At 69.2% G+C, this 14,946-nt stretch carries 16 protein-coding genes; 8 read left to right on the top strand and 8 right to left on the bottom strand.

Features of this window, described 5'->3' with window-relative positions; genetic code table 11:
• Positions 1–46: 46 nt before the first annotated feature.
• Both kynU and BM145_RS12490 read right to left on the bottom strand, forming a co-directional pair.
• Entirely contained in the window at positions 47–1,261 is a 1,215-nt protein-coding gene (kynU, locus tag BM145_RS12495; RefSeq protein WP_093333995.1) for a kynureninase, read from the bottom strand.
• A complete protein-coding gene (locus BM145_RS12490; RefSeq protein WP_342741814.1) occupies positions 1,258–2,163 on the bottom strand; it encodes an alpha/beta hydrolase in 906 nt (301 codons plus the stop codon). The genes kynU and BM145_RS12490 overlap by 4 nt, the downstream gene beginning before the upstream one ends.
• A gap of 208 nt (positions 2,164–2,371) precedes the next feature.
• On the opposite strand from BM145_RS12490, the gene parC reads away from it, so the two are divergent.
• Together parC and BM145_RS12480 are read left to right on the top strand one after the other, a co-directional pair.
• Complete coding sequence (parC, locus tag BM145_RS12485; protein WP_093333994.1) at positions 2,372–4,612, top strand: DNA topoisomerase IV subunit A; 2,241 nt, start codon at positions 2,372–2,374, stop codon at positions 4,610–4,612.
• A gap of 54 nt (positions 4,613–4,666) precedes the next feature.
• Positions 4,667–6,337, top strand: a complete 1,671-nt coding sequence (locus tag BM145_RS12480; RefSeq protein WP_093333993.1) for a putative bifunctional diguanylate cyclase/phosphodiesterase — start codon at positions 4,667–4,669, stop codon at positions 6,335–6,337.
• Here BM145_RS12480 and BM145_RS12475 read toward each other — a convergent pair.
• From BM145_RS12475 to BM145_RS12460, 4 genes are read right to left on the bottom strand one after another with little or no spacing between them, the layout of a single operon-like run.
• Positions 6,310–7,500, bottom strand: a complete 1,191-nt coding sequence (locus BM145_RS12475) for a CCA tRNA nucleotidyltransferase (RefSeq protein ID WP_093333992.1) — start codon at positions 7,498–7,500, stop codon at positions 6,310–6,312. The two genes, BM145_RS12480 and BM145_RS12475, sit on opposite strands and share 28 nt — an antisense overlap.
• Entirely contained in the window at positions 7,491–8,081 is a 591-nt protein-coding gene (locus tag BM145_RS12470) for a CoA pyrophosphatase (protein WP_093333991.1), read from the bottom strand. The genes BM145_RS12475 and BM145_RS12470 overlap by 10 nt, the downstream gene beginning before the upstream one ends.
• Entirely contained in the window at positions 8,078–8,650 is a 573-nt protein-coding gene (locus tag BM145_RS12465; RefSeq protein ID WP_093334131.1) for a DUF1285 domain-containing protein, read from the bottom strand. The genes BM145_RS12470 and BM145_RS12465 overlap by 4 nt, the downstream gene beginning before the upstream one ends.
• A 33-nt stretch (positions 8,651–8,683) precedes the next feature.
• Positions 8,684–9,196 (bottom strand): GNAT family N-acetyltransferase, encoded by a 513-nt coding sequence (locus BM145_RS12460; protein ID WP_093333990.1) that lies wholly within the window; start codon positions 9,194–9,196, stop codon positions 8,684–8,686.
• 110 nt (positions 9,197–9,306) lie between these two features.
• Here BM145_RS12460 and BM145_RS12455 point away from each other — a divergent pair, with 110 nt between their 5' ends.
• Complete coding sequence (locus BM145_RS12455) at positions 9,307–9,678, top strand: dihydroneopterin aldolase (RefSeq protein WP_093333989.1); 372 nt, start codon at positions 9,307–9,309, stop codon at positions 9,676–9,678.
• On the opposite strand, the gene BM145_RS12450 is transcribed toward BM145_RS12455, so the two are convergent.
• Positions 9,653–10,516: a hypothetical protein gene (locus tag BM145_RS12450; protein ID WP_245739326.1), complete on the bottom strand. Its 864-nt coding sequence runs from the start codon at positions 10,514–10,516 to the stop codon at positions 9,653–9,655. The two genes, BM145_RS12455 and BM145_RS12450, sit on opposite strands and share 26 nt — an antisense overlap.
• A gap of 212 nt (positions 10,517–10,728) precedes the next feature.
• Here BM145_RS12450 and BM145_RS12445 point away from each other — a divergent pair, with 212 nt between their 5' ends.
• From BM145_RS12445 to BM145_RS12425, 5 genes are all read left to right on the top strand, one after another.
• Positions 10,729–11,406 (top strand): energy transducer TonB, encoded by a 678-nt coding sequence (locus BM145_RS12445; RefSeq protein ID WP_093333987.1) that lies wholly within the window; start codon positions 10,729–10,731, stop codon positions 11,404–11,406.
• Between the two features lie 70 nt (positions 11,407–11,476).
• On the top strand, positions 11,477–12,286 hold the full coding sequence (locus BM145_RS12440) for a MotA/TolQ/ExbB proton channel family protein (RefSeq protein WP_093333986.1): 810 nt from the start codon (positions 11,477–11,479) through the stop codon (positions 12,284–12,286).
• A gap of 108 nt (positions 12,287–12,394) precedes the next feature.
• Entirely contained in the window at positions 12,395–12,862 is a 468-nt protein-coding gene (locus BM145_RS12435; protein ID WP_093333985.1) for an ExbD/TolR family protein, read from the top strand.
• Positions 12,863–12,902: 40 nt separating this feature from the next.
• Positions 12,903–13,328, top strand: coding sequence for an ExbD/TolR family protein (locus tag BM145_RS12430; protein ID WP_093333984.1), 426 nt, complete (start codon positions 12,903–12,905; stop codon positions 13,326–13,328).
• Between the two features lie 163 nt (positions 13,329–13,491).
• Complete coding sequence (locus tag BM145_RS12425; RefSeq protein ID WP_093333983.1) at positions 13,492–13,839, top strand: tetratricopeptide repeat protein; 348 nt, start codon at positions 13,492–13,494, stop codon at positions 13,837–13,839.
• Between the two features lie 82 nt (positions 13,840–13,921).
• Here BM145_RS12425 and BM145_RS16095 read toward each other — a convergent pair whose 3' ends face one another.
• A complete protein-coding gene (locus BM145_RS16095) occupies positions 13,922–14,173 on the bottom strand; it encodes a hypothetical protein (protein WP_177200204.1) in 252 nt (83 codons plus the stop codon).
• Between the last annotated feature and the right edge of the window lie 773 nt (positions 14,174–14,946).

Raw genomic sequence — 14,946 nt, 5'->3', positions numbered from 1 at the left:
TGTCCGAATTCGAACCGAATATAGTGGAAGGTGGTTGACCCTGCAATCAGGTCACCGCCAGTCGCTCCGCGTAGCGCGGATCGCGCCACGTCTCGTCCGCGATGATCTCGCGCAGCAGCTCGCCCGCGCGCCACACGTCCTCGTGGCTCAGGTAGAGCGGCGTCAGCCCCAGGCGCAGCACATCGGGCGCGCGGAAGTCGCCGATCACGCCGCGCGCGATCAGCGCTTGGGTCAGTTCAAAGGCGTGGGGCACGCGAAAGCTGATATGGCTGCCGCGCGCCGCCGGGTCGGCGGGCGTCACGCAGGGGAGCCCCGCCGCCGCGCCTGCCGCCGCCATGATGTCCCACAGCGCCGCGCTCTTGCGCCACACCGCGGCGCGGTCGACCTCCGCCCACAGATCGACCCCCGCCTCCAGCGCCGCCATCGCCAGCATCGGCGGCGTCCCCGCCAGCCAGCGCTTCATGCCGGGTGCGGGCGCATAGGCGTCGGCGAAGGCGAACGGCTCGGCATGGCCCATCCAGCCGGACAGGGGCGATGACAGCCGCTCCTGCCACCGCTCGGCCGCGTAGAGATAGGCCGGCGCCCCCGGCCCGCCGTTCAGATATTTGTACGTGCATCCCACCGCTAGGTCGGCGCCGGCCCCGCTTAGGTCGATTTCGACCGCGCCGCCCGAGTGGCTGAGGTCCCACACCACCACCGCGCCCGCCGCGTGCGCCGCCGCGGTCAGGGCGGCCATGTCCCACCGCTCGGCGGTTTTGTAGTGGACGTGGGTCAGCATCAGCACCGCCACGTCCGCGCCGATCGCCGCCGCCACCTCGCCGCGCGGCACCGCGCGCAGCGACGCGCCGGGCACGCAGGCGACCGCACCCTCGGCGACGTGCAGGTCGGTCGGGAAGTTGCCCGTCTCGCTCAGCACCACGCCGCGGCCCGGATCGATGCGAAGAGCCGCCACCAACGCCTTGAACAGGTTGGCGGAGGTGGAATCGCCGACGATCACCTCGTGTGCCGCCGCGCCGATCAGCGCCGCGATCTTGGCGCCGATCCGCGTGGGCGCGTCGATCCAGCCCTCGTTCCAGCTGCGGATCAGCCGCTCGCCCCATTGCCGCTCCACCACGTCCGTCATCGCCGCGCGGGTCCCGACGGGCAGCGGCCCCAGCGAGTTGCCGTCGAGGTAGATCACCCCTTCCGGCAGGGCGAACCGCTCGCGCATCGGCGCCAGCGGATCGGCTGCGTCGAGCGCCCGTGCCTCGTCCAACGTCATCGCGCGTCCTCCTGCTCGCCCCGCAGCGCCGCCTCGACCAGCCGCCGCGCCTCCGTCCAGGCCGGTGTCTCCGGCGCGATCAGCTCGACATGGCCGGTCGCCGGCACCGTGTGCAGCGTCGCCCGGTCGCCCGCCCGCCGCGCCGCCGCGACGTAATCGGTGGCGAGGCGATAGGGGATGATCCGGTCCTCGCGCCCGTTGACCAGATCCTGGCGGATGCCGAGCGGCAGCAGCCTGGGTACCGAGGTGTCCGCGTAGGGATCGGCCCGGCCGCTGCCGACCAGCCTGCCCACCACCTCGGTGCCACAGCCATTGTCGGGGCTGGCGGCGGTCGCCTCCAGGTCGGGCAGCCCGCCCAGGCTGACCACATGGTCGATCCGCAACGGGTCCGCGACCTTGAGCGGGCTTCCCGCCGGCAACCGGCCGCGCCCCGCCAGCCACAGCGCCAGATGCCCGCCCGCCGAATGCCCCACCGCCACGACGCGGCGCGTGTCCAGCCGGTACTCGGCCGCCTTGTCGCGCAGCAGGTCGGCTGCGGCGCCCGCGTCGGCGAAGGTGCCCGGATAGCCGCCGCCGGCGCGGTCCTGCCCCCGATAATCGATGTTCCACACCGCCAGCCCGCGCCCGCGCAGGTCGGCCGCGATCCAGTTCATCAGGCTCCGGTCGGCGATCGAGGTCGTCCAGCAGCCGCCGTGCACCATCAAGACCACGGGGTGCGGGCCTGCGCCCTTCGGCAGCCACACATCGACTTTCTGCATCTGGTCGGTCCCGTAGGCGAGCGTCGCATCGGGCTTCGGCTGCGTCCGCCCGGTCAGGTCCGGCCAGGTCAGCAGCGGGGTGGGAGCATCGGTCATTGCCGCGCCGGTGAAAGCGAGCAGGCCCAGGAAAGCAAGGCGGATCATGCCCACCTGCTTGGCCGCTACCGGCCTGTCCTACAAGCGGCCCTGCTGCTATCGAAGGGCCGCTCTTTCCCATCGTCACGATCCATCCGCTCGCGAACGGAAACGGTCGGCCCCGCGAGTTTCCGTTCAGGGGGCAATCGAGTCAAGCGATCGTGACCCTGTCACCACCTTGCCGACCGCGCCGCCACCTGCCATGAACCCGGAACATATGGCGCTCACCGGCCCTGAAACCCCGATCGGCATCCTCGACGCACCCTTCGACAGCGCACTGTCCGAACGGTACCTCGTCTACGCGCTGTCGACGATCACCGCGCGCTCGCTGCCCGACGTGCGCGACGGGCTGAAGCCGGTCCACCGCCGCCTGCTATGGGCGATGCGCCTGCTCAAGCTCGATCCGGCGCAGGGGTATAAGAAATGCGCCCGCGTCGTCGGCGACGTGATCGGCAAATACCACCCGCACGGCGACCAGTCGGTCTACGACGCCATGGTCCGCCTCGCGCAGGACTTCGCGCTCCGCTACCCGCTGGTCGACGGCCAGGGCAATTTCGGCAACATCGACGGCGATAACGCCGCCGCCTACCGCTATACCGAGGCGCGGCTGACGCAGGTCGCGATCGACCTGATGGACGGCCTGGACGAAGACGCCGTCGCCTATCGCCCCACCTACAATGGCGAGGAGCAGGAGCCGGAGCTGTTTCCCGGCCTGTTCCCCAACCTGCTGGCCAACGGCGCCGCCGGCATCGCCGTCGGCATGGCGACCAGCATCCCCCCGCACAACGCCGCCGAACTGCTCGACGCCGCGATCGCGCTGGTCGACGACCGCGCCGCCGACGTGCTGGCGTACGTGAGAGGCCCCGACTTCCCGACCGGCGGCCTCGTCGTCGATCCCCCTGCCGTGATCGCCGAGAGCTATCGCACCGGGCGCGGCAGCTTCCGCGTCCGCGCCCGCTGGACGGTCGAGCGCGAGAAGGGCGGCGGCTGGCAGGCGGTTGTCTCCGAAATCCCCTACGGCGTGCAGAAGGGCAAGCTGATCGAGGGCATCGCCGCGCTCATCAACGACAAGAAGCTGCCGATCCTGGCGGACGTGCGCGACGAATCGGACGCGGTGGTCCGCATCGTCCTCGAACCGCGCAGCCGCACCGTCGACGCGGGCGTGCTGATGGACGGCCTGTTCCGCCTCACCGACCTGGAGGTGCGCGTCCCGCTCAACCTCAACGTCCTCGACCATGAGCGGACGCCCCGGGTGATGAGCCTCCAACAGGCGCTCGCCGCCTGGGTCGACCACCAGTTCGTCGTCCTCGACCGCCGTACCCGCCATCGCCTCTCGAAGATCGCCGATCGGATCGAACTGCTCGACGGGTATCTCGTCGCCTATCTCAATCTCGACCGCGTGATCGAGATCATCCGCACCGAAGACGAGCCCAAGGCGGTGATGATCGCCGAGTTCGACCTCACCGACCGGCAGGCGGAGGCGATCCTCAACATGCGCCTGCGCTCCCTGCGAAGGCTGGAGGAGTTCGAGATCCGCAAGGATCGCGACGCCCTCGCCAAGGAGCGCGCGGGGCTGGAGGCGCTGCTCGAGTCGCCCGTCAAGCAGCGCAACCGCATGAAGCGCGATCTCGCCAAGGTCCGCGACCGCTACGGCCAGGAGACCGCCCTCGGCGCCCGCCGTACCACCGTCGAGGAAGCTGCCCCCACCCGCGACATTCCGCTGGAGGCGATGATCGAGCGCGAGCCGATCACCGTCATCCTGTCGCAGCGCGGCTGGATCAGGGCGCTGCGCGGCCACGCCGACCTCGGGGCCGCCGACACGCTCAAGTTCAAGGAGGGCGACGGCCCCGCCTTCGCCTTTCACGCGCAGACCACCGACAAGCTGCTGCTCGCCGCCGCCAACGGCCGCTTCTACACGCTCGCCGCCGACAAGCTGCCCGGCGGCCGCGGCTTCGGCGAGCCGGTGCGCGCCACGGTCGACCTCGCCGGCGACGTCGGCATCGTGGCGCTGCTCAAGGGCGTGCGCGAAGGTCGGCTGCTGGTCGCCGCCACCGACGGCCGCGGCTTCGTCGTGCCGGTCGCCGATGTGCTGGCGGAGACGCGCAAGGGCAAGACCGTCCTCACCCCTCGCGCCGGCGCGCAGCTGAAGCTGGTCCGCCCGATCGCGCCCGCCGACGATTACGTCGCGGCGATCGGCGACAACCGCAAGATGCTGGTCTTCCCGCTCGCCGAGCTGGTGGAGATGACGCGCGGGCAGGGCCTGCAGCTCCAACGCTTCCGCGACGGCGGCCTGTCCGACGCGCGCACCTTCGTCTTCGCAGACGGGCTGAGCTGGCCGATGGGTGGCGACAGCGGCCGTACCCGCACGGAGACCGACCTGTCCGCGTGGCGCGCGGCGCGCGGTGCGGCCGGGCGCATGCCGCCCACGGGCTTCCCGCGCGACAATCGATTCGGTTGAGCGGTCGGCCGACCTTTAGCCGTTCTTAACCAACCCGCCCCCATGCCACGGGAGATGCCACTCCACCTGCCCGATCCCCCGACCGACACGCTGGCGGTGCTCGACGACGAGGCGGTGGCGCGCGTGCTCGACCTGATTCCGATCCCCAGCGTCCATGTCCGCCGTCGCGCCGAGCGGTTGGAACTGGTCGCCTTCAACAAGCTCTATCGCTTGTCCGGCCTCGGCACGGTAACGGATCGGTCGCCGATGCTCGACGCGCTGGGGCCGCGCATCGCCGGGTTCCTGGCCTCGGCGGAGCTGCGCATCGATTTCGACTGGACGATCGGCGCCGCGATCGACTGCCGCTACTACCGCGTGGCCTTCGCCAGAACCTCGTCGGCGACCGCCGACCGTTGCACGATCACCTTCATCGACCTGACCTCGCAGCATCACACCGAACGCTCGCTCCGCCGGGAGATGACCACCGACAGCCTGACCGGCCTGCCCAATCGGGAAGGTTTTACCGACCTGCTGGAGGCGGCGATCGGCGATGGCGCGCATGCCGTGCTGGTCGTCGACCTGGCGCGCTTCGGCCGGATCAACGCGTGCATGGGCAGCCTTGCCGGGGACGAACTGCTCATCACCGTCGCTCGCCGTATCAAGGGCGCGCTGCGCGCCCGCGACACGCTGGCCCGCATCGGCGGCGACGAGTTCGGCATCCTGCTGGCGATCGACGACGCGCCCGACGAGGCGCGCGAGGTCGCGTCGCGGATCACCGCGGCGCTGTCCGCGCCGTTCCGCCTGACCGACTATGAGATCGGCGTCGAATGCTCGATCGGCATCGCCTTCGACGCCGACGCGACCGATCCGGAGGAGGTGATCCGCCACGCGCAGTTCGCCGCCAAGCGCGCCAAGTCGACCGGCCATGCCGAAACCTACCAAGACCACGCCTTCGTTCGCCTGCGCGAGCAGTTCGGCATGGAGACCGCGCTCCGCCACGCCATCGAGCAGCGCCAGCTGCGTCTGACGTTCCAGCCGATCTGCGACCTGCGCACCCGAACCGTCAGTTCGTTCGAGGCGCTGGCACGCTGGACCACGCCCGACGGGGTCGAGCACGCGCCCGCCGATTTCATTCCCGTGGCCGAGGAATCGGGCCTGATCGTTCCACTCGGCCGCTGGGCGATTGCTGAGGCGGCGAGGACGCTGGCGATGTGGGATGCGCGGCTCGGCGGCGATTGCGGTGTCCGCGTCGCCGTCAATCTGTCGGCGATCCAGCTCCAGCGCGACGTCATCGCGCCGGTGGTCGCCGCGGCGCTCCGCGACAACGGGCTCGCCGGCGATCGCTTCACGCTGGAGTTGACGGAGAGCGCGATCGTTGGCGACCCGGCCGGCATCGCCGACACGATCCACGCATTGAAGGCGCTGGGCACCACGCTGGCAATGGATGATTTCGGTACCGGCTACTCGAATCTGGCCTATTTGCAGAAGCTTCCCATCGATATCCTGAAAATCGATCGCAGCTTCATCACCGGCATGCTGGGCGACGGCGACAAGGTCGCGATCGTGCGCGCGATCCTCAGCCTCGCCCAGGCGCTCGGCATGCGCACCACGGCCGAGGGGATCGAGACGCTGGAATTGGGCCAGACGCTCGCCGCGCTCGGCTGCACCTACGGCCAGGGCTACGCCTATGCCCGCCCGCTGGAGGCGGACGCCGCGCTTCAGCTGCTGCTCAACGCCAAGGCCTGAGCCGCCACCGCGTCGGCGATCTGCTCGACGCGCGCGGGCTCCGGGAAACCCTCGGCGATCCACCGCGTCTCCACCGCCTTCAACGCCGCGGCGACCGCCGGTCCTTTGTCCAGCCCGCGTGCGACCAGCGCGCCACCCGACAGCGGCAGCCGCGGCGGCGTCCAGTTCAGGGCCGGGGCAGGGTCCTCGCCGGCGAGCAGCAGCCGATCGACCGCGCTCTCGCGACCGACGCGGTAGGCCAGGGCCAGCGGTCCCTCGTCGCCCCCGCCGTCGGTCGCCGCCGCCAGTCGCCGGCGCTGCGCGTTGGATAGTTTCAGCCGCGCGCCGACCGCCTCGGCCTCTCCCACCGGCAGCAGCGCCGCGAGCCGGCGGATGGCCTCGGGCGCGACGCCGGCCGCAGCCTCGCGCGCGGCGAGCAGTTGCAGCCGCTCCGCCCCCGCGGCATCGATCTCCGGCAGCACGGCGGTCAGGATGCCCCGCTTCACCATCAGCGTCATCACCGACACGGCATCGCGCGCGACCAGCAGCTTTAGCAGCTCGGCCGCGATCCGCTCGCGCGACAAGGCCATCAGGTCGTTCGCCCGCGCCTGGCAAGCCGTCAGCCCCTCGTCGTCGACTTCGTCGCCGAACCGCGCGTGGAAGCGGAAGAAGCGTAGGATACGCAGATGGTCCTCGCCGATCCGCGCCAACGGCGACCCGATGAAACGTACCCGCCGCGCGGCCAGATCGCCCAAGCCGCCGAAATAATCGAACACGGCGCCGCTCGTCGGATCGGCGTAGAGCGCGTTCATGGTGAAGTCGCGCCGCCCCGCATCCTCGCGCCAGTCGTCGGTGAAGGCGACCACCGCGTGGCGGCCGTTGGTCTCCACGTCGCGGCGCAGCGTCGTCACCTCCACCGGTTCGCCACCGATCACCGCGGTGACGGTGCCGTGCGCGATGCCCGTCGGCACCGCCTTGATGCCGGCGTCGCGCAGCAGCGCCATCACCGTCTCCGGCCGGTGGCGCGTCGCCACGTCGACGTCGGACACCGGTACGCCCAGCAAGGTGTCCCGTACGCAGCCGCCGACGAAACGCGCGTCATCGCCCTCGACGGTCAGTGCCGCGATCAGCTCGGCCAGCCCCTCGCGGCGGCGCCAGGCCGCCTCCGGCAACGTCATGCCCATCGCAACCGCCGCGACAGGTTGACGATGATCGCCGCGGTCGCGCCCCAGATGCGGCGCTCCTGCCAGGGTATCTCGACGAACCGCCGCTCCGCGCCACGCCAGTATCCGCTGCCCGCGCGATGGTTGCCGGCGTTCAGCACGAAAGCAAGCGGCACCTCGAACACGCTCGCCACCTCTGCCTCGGCGGGCACCAGCGTCAGGTCGGGCGGTACGACGCCGATCACGGGCACGACGTCGAAGCCGGTCACCGTGCGATAACGATCGACCGGGCCGACGATCTCCACCGCGGCGGGCGGCAGCGCGATCTCCTCCTCGGCCTCGCGCAGCGCGGCGGCGACCGCGTCCTCGCCCGGCTCCACCCGTCCGCCCGGAAAGGCGATCTGGCCCGGATGATGGCGTAGCGTGTCGGTGCGTTGCGTCAGGATCACGCCGGGCTCGGGCCGATCAGTGACCGCGATCAGCACGGCCGCCGCCATCATGTCGTCGGCAGGGCGATCGACCAGCTCCGCCAGATCGCCCCCGACCAGCGCCGCGCCGTGATCCTCCGTCAATGCTGCGCGCAGCCGATCGGCCAGCCTCATGCCGCCGCCAGCGGGAAGAAGGCGCCGTCGCTCCACAGCCCCGGTCCCGACGATCCCGACTGCTCGCCCGCGAGTGCCAGTTCGGCCAACTCGTAATAGACCGGCCGCGCGACCAGCGCCTCCAGCCCGCCGCGGACGTGGAGATAGGGGCGGGGCCCATCCTCCCCCTCCTCGAACCGCAGCGGATGCTCCGCTCCCGCGGTCACGAGATCGCCGGTGTTGAGCTGAAAGGCCAACCGGGTGGCGCGACCCTTGCCCTCCACCTTCAGCGCGGTGGCCAGGAACGGTGCGTCCTCCACCTCGATCGACAGCTTCTCGACCGGCGTGACCAGCACGAACCCGCTGTCCGGTTCCCGCCGCAGCACGGTGGAGAACAGCCGCACCATGGTCGGCCGACCGATCGGCGATCCCTGATGATACCAGGTGCCGTCGCGCGCGATCCGCATCTCGGCATCGCCGCAATGGCTGGGGTTCCACCGGTCGACCGGCGGCAGCCGCCGCTCCTCCATCAGCTTGACGATGCTGGCGAGGTCCAGCATCGCGAGGTCGGGGATCGGCTCCATCGGCATGGTGGGGAACGTAGGAAGCCGGCGCGCCATTGTCTATCGCGGGCCGAGCGATCCCGGCCGGTCGGGCACGCCCGCGCCGCGCGCGAGCAGCCGCCGTGCCTCGCCGGGGCCGGGCAATCGCCACCGCGCGGTGCGCTCGGCCGAGAAGCCGAAGAAGCGGCCGTAATATTCCGGATCGCCGATCAGCACCTGACCCCCGATCTCACTCCCTTCTCCGCTCGCGTCCAGCGCCGCCAGCGCGGTCTCCACCAGCCGGCGGCCGAGACCGCCCTGCTGCCGCTCGGGCGCCACCGCGACCGGGCCGACCATCACCAGCGGCCACCGCCTGCCCGCGTCCTCGGCCAGGGCGACCGGCCAGCACTGGATCGATCCGACCACGACACCGTCCGCCAGCGCGACGAAACTGGCCGTCGCCAGCGCACGGGCGGTGCCGCGCACCTTGTACGCGGTGCGCGTGTGGCGCCCCGGCTCGAACGCGCGGTCGAGCAGCGACTCCACCGCGGCCTCGTGCTCGGGGCGCAGTGGCACGATGGCGATGGTCGGCATGGGCGGGAAAGGTCTCCGGCGCGACGGGCGGCGGGGGCGCGCTGTAGCGCCGTGAGCCGCGCGCGCAAGCGTGGGCTTCCGTCGTCGCCGCCACCTGCTACACGGCCGCCATGGCCGACCGTCTACAATTGGAAGTGCACGACATCGAGGTGCAGGTGCTCACCGGCATCTACTCGGAGGAGACGCACCTGCCGCAGCCCCTGCGCATCTCCATCACGGTCGACCTCATCTGCCCCGACCGATTCGCGCCGGACACGCCGCTGTCCGCTTCCAAGAACTATCTCGACCTGAAACATGCCGCCACGGGGGCACTGCCGCCTGGCGTGCACTTCACCCTGATCGAGGGGGTGGCCGATCACATCTGCGAGACGCTGTTCCTTCAGGACGCGCGCGTCACGGCGGTGCAGGTCAAGATCGTCAAGCTCGCCATCGCGGAGGCCGGCGAGTCGATTGGCGTCACGCTGGTCCGCGATCGCCGCTGATCGCGCGGGACCGCGCGCAGGGGCCCAGCGCGTCGATCACGAAGCGGTAATCCTCCGCGGCGATCTCGGCGTCCTCGGGCGACAGCGTGGAGACGCTCGTGGCCGGCAGTGCCCGCGGTAATCCGCAGGCGAGGCGATACCAGAGCAGCGTGTCGCGCGCCGGCGGCCCTGCGCCCTCGTCGACGATCTCGCCCAGCGCCACCGACCAGCGCGGCTGCTCGCCCGGTCGGCGCAGGATCGACAGCGATACCGGTGCCTTGTCCGCCGTCTGCACGAACACCTGCGTCTCGCCTTCGCCGGGCAGCGACCCGGCGACGTGGAAGGCGCTGCCGATGCCGGTGATCGTCGGCGGGGCGTCGGCGGCCAACGCGGCGCGCGCGATCTCGCGCACCCGCGCGTCGAGCGCCGCGCTCCAGTCGAGCTGCGCGTCGGTGGCGACCAGCTGCAGCTGATTGGATGCGTTCGGCACGGTGCGCGCGAAGATCAGCACGCGCTCCTTGCGCAACCGCGGCGCCCGCCCGCGCGCGTCGAGACGGACGTCGACCAGATAGCCGATCCGCGCCGGCAGTCCGGCCGCGCCCCGGATCAGCGACGCGACGTCCGCCTCGACGTAGAAGCGCTGCTTGCCGGGAGCGAGGCCCACCGCCTCCGCGCCCTTGATGCGCGCGGTCGACCTGATCGTCGCGTCGGCGATCACGGGTGCCGCCAGCACCAGGTCGGCCATGTCCGCGTAAGCGGGCAGGGCGGCGTCCGCGGCTGGCAGCGGCGTCTGGACGGCGGCAGTCGAGGGGGCGGCGGCGAGCGGCACAGCCGCCGCGAGCAGAAGGGTGCGGATCATGCCCCTGGCTAGCCCGACTTTAATGAACATCATAGGAATAAGGGCGACGGCGGCGTCTGCACGTTTGTTACAACCGACAAAGCGTTTGCGTGGTGAACGGGTCGGCGATAGGTGTCTGACAACTGCCAACGGGCTCCGGGGTTATCCCGGACCATCGTGTCCTGCCGCTACGGCCAGGCAGGGCGATGCAGATGAGGGAGTGTCGTTGCTGAATGGCCTACGTTGACCAGAAAATGGGTAACGGCAAGATCATCGCGATCGTAATCGTCGCGCTGCTCCATGCCTTGCTCGGCTATGCCTTCGTTACCGGCCTCGCGTACAAGTACGTGAAACAGGTGGCACCGGATCTCAACACGTTCGACGTCGAGCCGCCGCCGCCGCCGCCGCCGCCGGACGAGCCGCCGCCGCCGCCGCCGGACCAGCCCAACCTGCCGCCGCCGCCGACCACGGTGGTGACGCCGCCGCCGATCGTTCCGGTGCCGGTGCCCGCGCCGGCGATCAACACGTCGCAGATCATTCCGCAGTTCCAGCCGACCGCGCCGCCGGCACCGCCTGCGCCGCCGGCTCCTCCTGCGCCGCCGGCACCGCCGCGCATCTCGCAGGCGGCCCAGGCACGCGGGAATATCGGCCAGTTCTTCGGTCGCGACTCCTATCCGCCGTCGGCGTTGCGCGACGGGGCCGAGGGGCGCGTCTCGGTGTCGCTGGCGATCGGCGCGGACGGGCGCGTGTCCAACTGCACCGTGACGTCGGGCAGCGGCAATTCCGCGCTGGACGACACCACTTGCCGCATCTTCCGCAGCCGCGTGCGCTACACGCCGGCCAAGGACGAGAACGGGGCGAGCATCGCCTCCACTGCGCGGCAGTCGGTGCGCTGGTCGCTGGAAGATTGAGGTCTACGCGCGCCGGCATGCGGCCGGCGCGCGGCAATCGAAACTGAACAAACCGAGGGAATAAGCCACCATGATGACGATCATTCTTGCCGCGGGCGGCGCTGCCGCCGGTAACGGCGGCGCAGCACCCGAGTTCGGCCTGGAGGCCGCGTTGCGCGAAGGCGGCCTGATCTCGCAGTCCGTGTTCGCGATTCTCGTGCTGATGTCGATCGTGTCCTTCTACATCCTGTTCTCGAAGCTGTTCGAGCAGCAGAAGATCATCAACCAGTCCAAGCGCGTGCGTCAGTCGTTCTGGCAGTCGAACAGCCTGCGCGAGGGTTCGGCCAAGCTCGACAAGAATTCGGCCTACAAGCAGCTCGTCGACGACGGCCTGTCGGCGCAGGACCAGCACAGCCGCCTGACCGATCCGGTCGAGGCGCACGACTGGCTGCACGGCTCGCTGGCCCGGTCGGAAGCGGCGATCAACTCGAAGCTGGCGGGCGGCCTCGCCTTCCTCGCGACCGTCGGCTCGACCGCGCCGTTCATCGGCCTGTTCGGCACCGTCATCGGCATCTACCGCGCGCTCATCAAGATCGGCTCGTCGGGCGATGCGTCGATCAACGCGGTCGCCGGTCCGGTCGGTGAGGCGCTCATCATGACCGCGCTCGGCCTGGTCGTCGCCGTGCCGGCGGTGCTCGCCTACAACTGGCTGCAGAGCCGCAATAAGGCGATTGCCAAGGACCTGTCGGCCTTCTCGACCGACGTGCTCGGCTTCCTTGCCTCGAACGGCGCGGTGCGTCCGTCGGCGACGGCCGCCGCCAAGCCGGCTCCGGCGGCTGCCCGTCCGGCGGCGACCACGGCCAACACCGGCCAGACGCCCGCCGGCCAGACCCGCGTGTAATGCTCGTCAGGGAGCGGCTCTCCGCCGCTCCCTGACATCGCCAGCGACCCTAAAGCCAGGGCGCATGGACGGGTTGGCGACCCAGACAAAGGATAGGATTGCCACGATATGGCGATGAGTACTGGTGGAGGAGGCGATGACGCGCCCCTGTCGGACATCAACACGACGCCCCTCGTGGACGTCATGCTGGTGCTCCTCATCATCTTCCTGATCGCGATCCCCGTCGCGCTTCAAACCGTTCCGCTGAAGCTGCCGGACGTCCGCTTCGATCCGACCGAGATGAAGGCGGAGAACGTCAACCTGTCCGTGACGAGCGACGGGGGGGGATGTGCGGTGTACTGGAACCAGTCGCGCGTTCGTAGCCAGGAGTTGCTCCAGCTCGCAGTCGACAAGCTCAAGGCGGAGATCGATCGTCAGGGTGGTGTGAACGCCGCCGGTCTGACGCTGCCCGAGGCTCATATCCGGGGCGACGTCAACACGCCTTACCGCTGCATCGGCGGCACCATCTTCACGATGCAGCAGGCCGGCTTCGCCCGGGTCGGCTTCATTTCCGAGCCGGCGCCCGCCGGCGGTTGATGGCCCGGCCTCTGACACGATGCCCAAGGAGTAGCATGCAATGGCAATGAGTACAGGCGGCGCCGAGGGCGAGCCCATGATGGAGATGAACACGACGCCGCTGATCGACGTCATGCTCGTGCTCCTCATCATGTTCATCATCACGCTGCCGGTTCAGACGCACGCGGTGAAGGTCGATCTGCCCCAGAACTCGCAGAACAACCCCAATCCGGTCGACTCGCAGAAGAACAAGATCACCATTGACGCGGCCGGCCTGGTCGCGTGGAACGGCTCGCCCGTCGATGAGGTGACGCTGCGCCAGTATCTGGACGCCTCGGCAGCACTCAATCCGGAGCCGGAATTGCACTTCCAGCCCGCGCCGGACGCGCGTTACGAGAAGGTCGACAGCATCCTGGCGATCATCAAGCGCTCGGGTGTGACCAAGCTCGGCTTCATCGGCAACGAGCAGTATCGCAACGACTTCTAATCGCACGATCCCTCGTGAAGAGGCGGCGAGGGCGGTCCCGATCGGGGCCGCCCTTTTTCGTGCGCGTGCCAACCAGCCTCTTGCACCGTTGTCGCATAAGTGACACTCTACCGTCATAAAAGTGAAATGTCGGGAATGGGCCCAGACAGCAGGAGAGATGACGATGCGTGGATTGATCCTCGTGGCATTGGCGGCCACGGCCGTAGCCGGATCGGCACAGGCGGGTGAGCGTACCGGTTACGCGGCGATCGTGGCGGGCGACTTGTCACAGGCCGAGCGGATGTTGACCACCGAACGGCGCATCTTTCCCCAGCGGCCCGAACTGATGCTCAACCTCGCTGCCGTGTACCAGCAGACCGGCCGTACCGGTGCGGCGGCCTCGCTCTATCGTGATGTGCTCGCGCAGCCAGCGGTAGCGATGGACCTGCCGAACGGCTCCACGCGCTCGTCGCACGCGATCGCCGACGCGGCCCTCCGCCGCTTCGCGCCGACGACGCTGGCGAACCGCTGAGTTCCGTGAGGCATCGACGTCCATCCGCCGATGCCTTGCCGTCATCCTTTTAAGACAAGGGAGCGCGGTGTACGCCTGCTACTCACTCGTACTCAGCGCTCAGCCTTTCCATCTCGGACTGGCCACTCATCAGCGCATAGCGATGGGCGATGACATGCGTGAGTGCGCGCAGCGTGATTATCCATGCGCGAACTGTCGATCGGGTCGTGTGAGCGCATCGTTTTGTGCCGAATGTCGCACATTTCGCTTTTACGTGGGTGCGGTTGATCGCCGTGCTCCGCGTCACCGCGCCAGCCTCTACCAACACGTTGAGCAGCTTCAGCCAGAAGCTCAAGGGCGACTGTCCGTTGAACCGGTTGTACACCGTCGCCGGTGGGCCGCACTCGGCCGGGTAGTCACACCAGCGGCAGCCCACCTTCAGACGTGCAGCATATCCGAGCTCACCCGCCCGTCGCCCACTCGCCACGCAACAGGCTGATTTTTGTACAGGTGCGGCCTGATCGTTGCTCAAGCTCCTCCGACCCGTGCAGTAAGCTTGATCCCTTGAAGTCCACTACATCGTCTCGTGTCGATTAAGTAGTTTTAGGCGGATGGCCGAAAGGCAGGGTGGGCAGCCCAGTCAGCTGAGCGACATGAAAGTCACCGTTCTGCACCGCCGGTTCCTGTCAGTATCGTACATCTTCAATCGACTCGCCTGTTGCCGGGGTGGAGCGCGGCAGGGCTTGCTCGACAGGCAGTAACGGCGCGAGACGCCGAGGTCGACTGAAGTGAAGACCTTATTCAGACTTCCGCAGATCGCCGGACCGATCTCTAATCCACTGAGCAAGAATCCGGCCGAGAACCGAGGCGATCACGGCTGCGTCGTAGCGCATCTCTGACCCTAAATCTCTGAGAGAGACCACGAATCCTCGACGGCTCCCCTGTGCCACGGCCCGCAAACGATTTCCACCCATATTGGGAGCATCGTTGACTCGGTTTTAGGGAGAAAGAACCAATATTGGGCAATCGAGTGCGATCCGAAGTCCCGAGGCGTCGTCATCTGCGAGGAGTTGATTAATGGTTACTTGGTTTCGGGCGCACGCGCCTATCCGACGGAAATTCGACATC

The sequence above is a fragment of the Sphingomonas rubra genome, from assembly GCF_900115745.1.
Classification (GTDB): domain Bacteria; phylum Pseudomonadota; class Alphaproteobacteria; order Sphingomonadales; family Sphingomonadaceae; genus Sphingomonas; species Sphingomonas rubra.
This window is presented reverse-complemented; position numbering and strand designations above follow the sequence as displayed.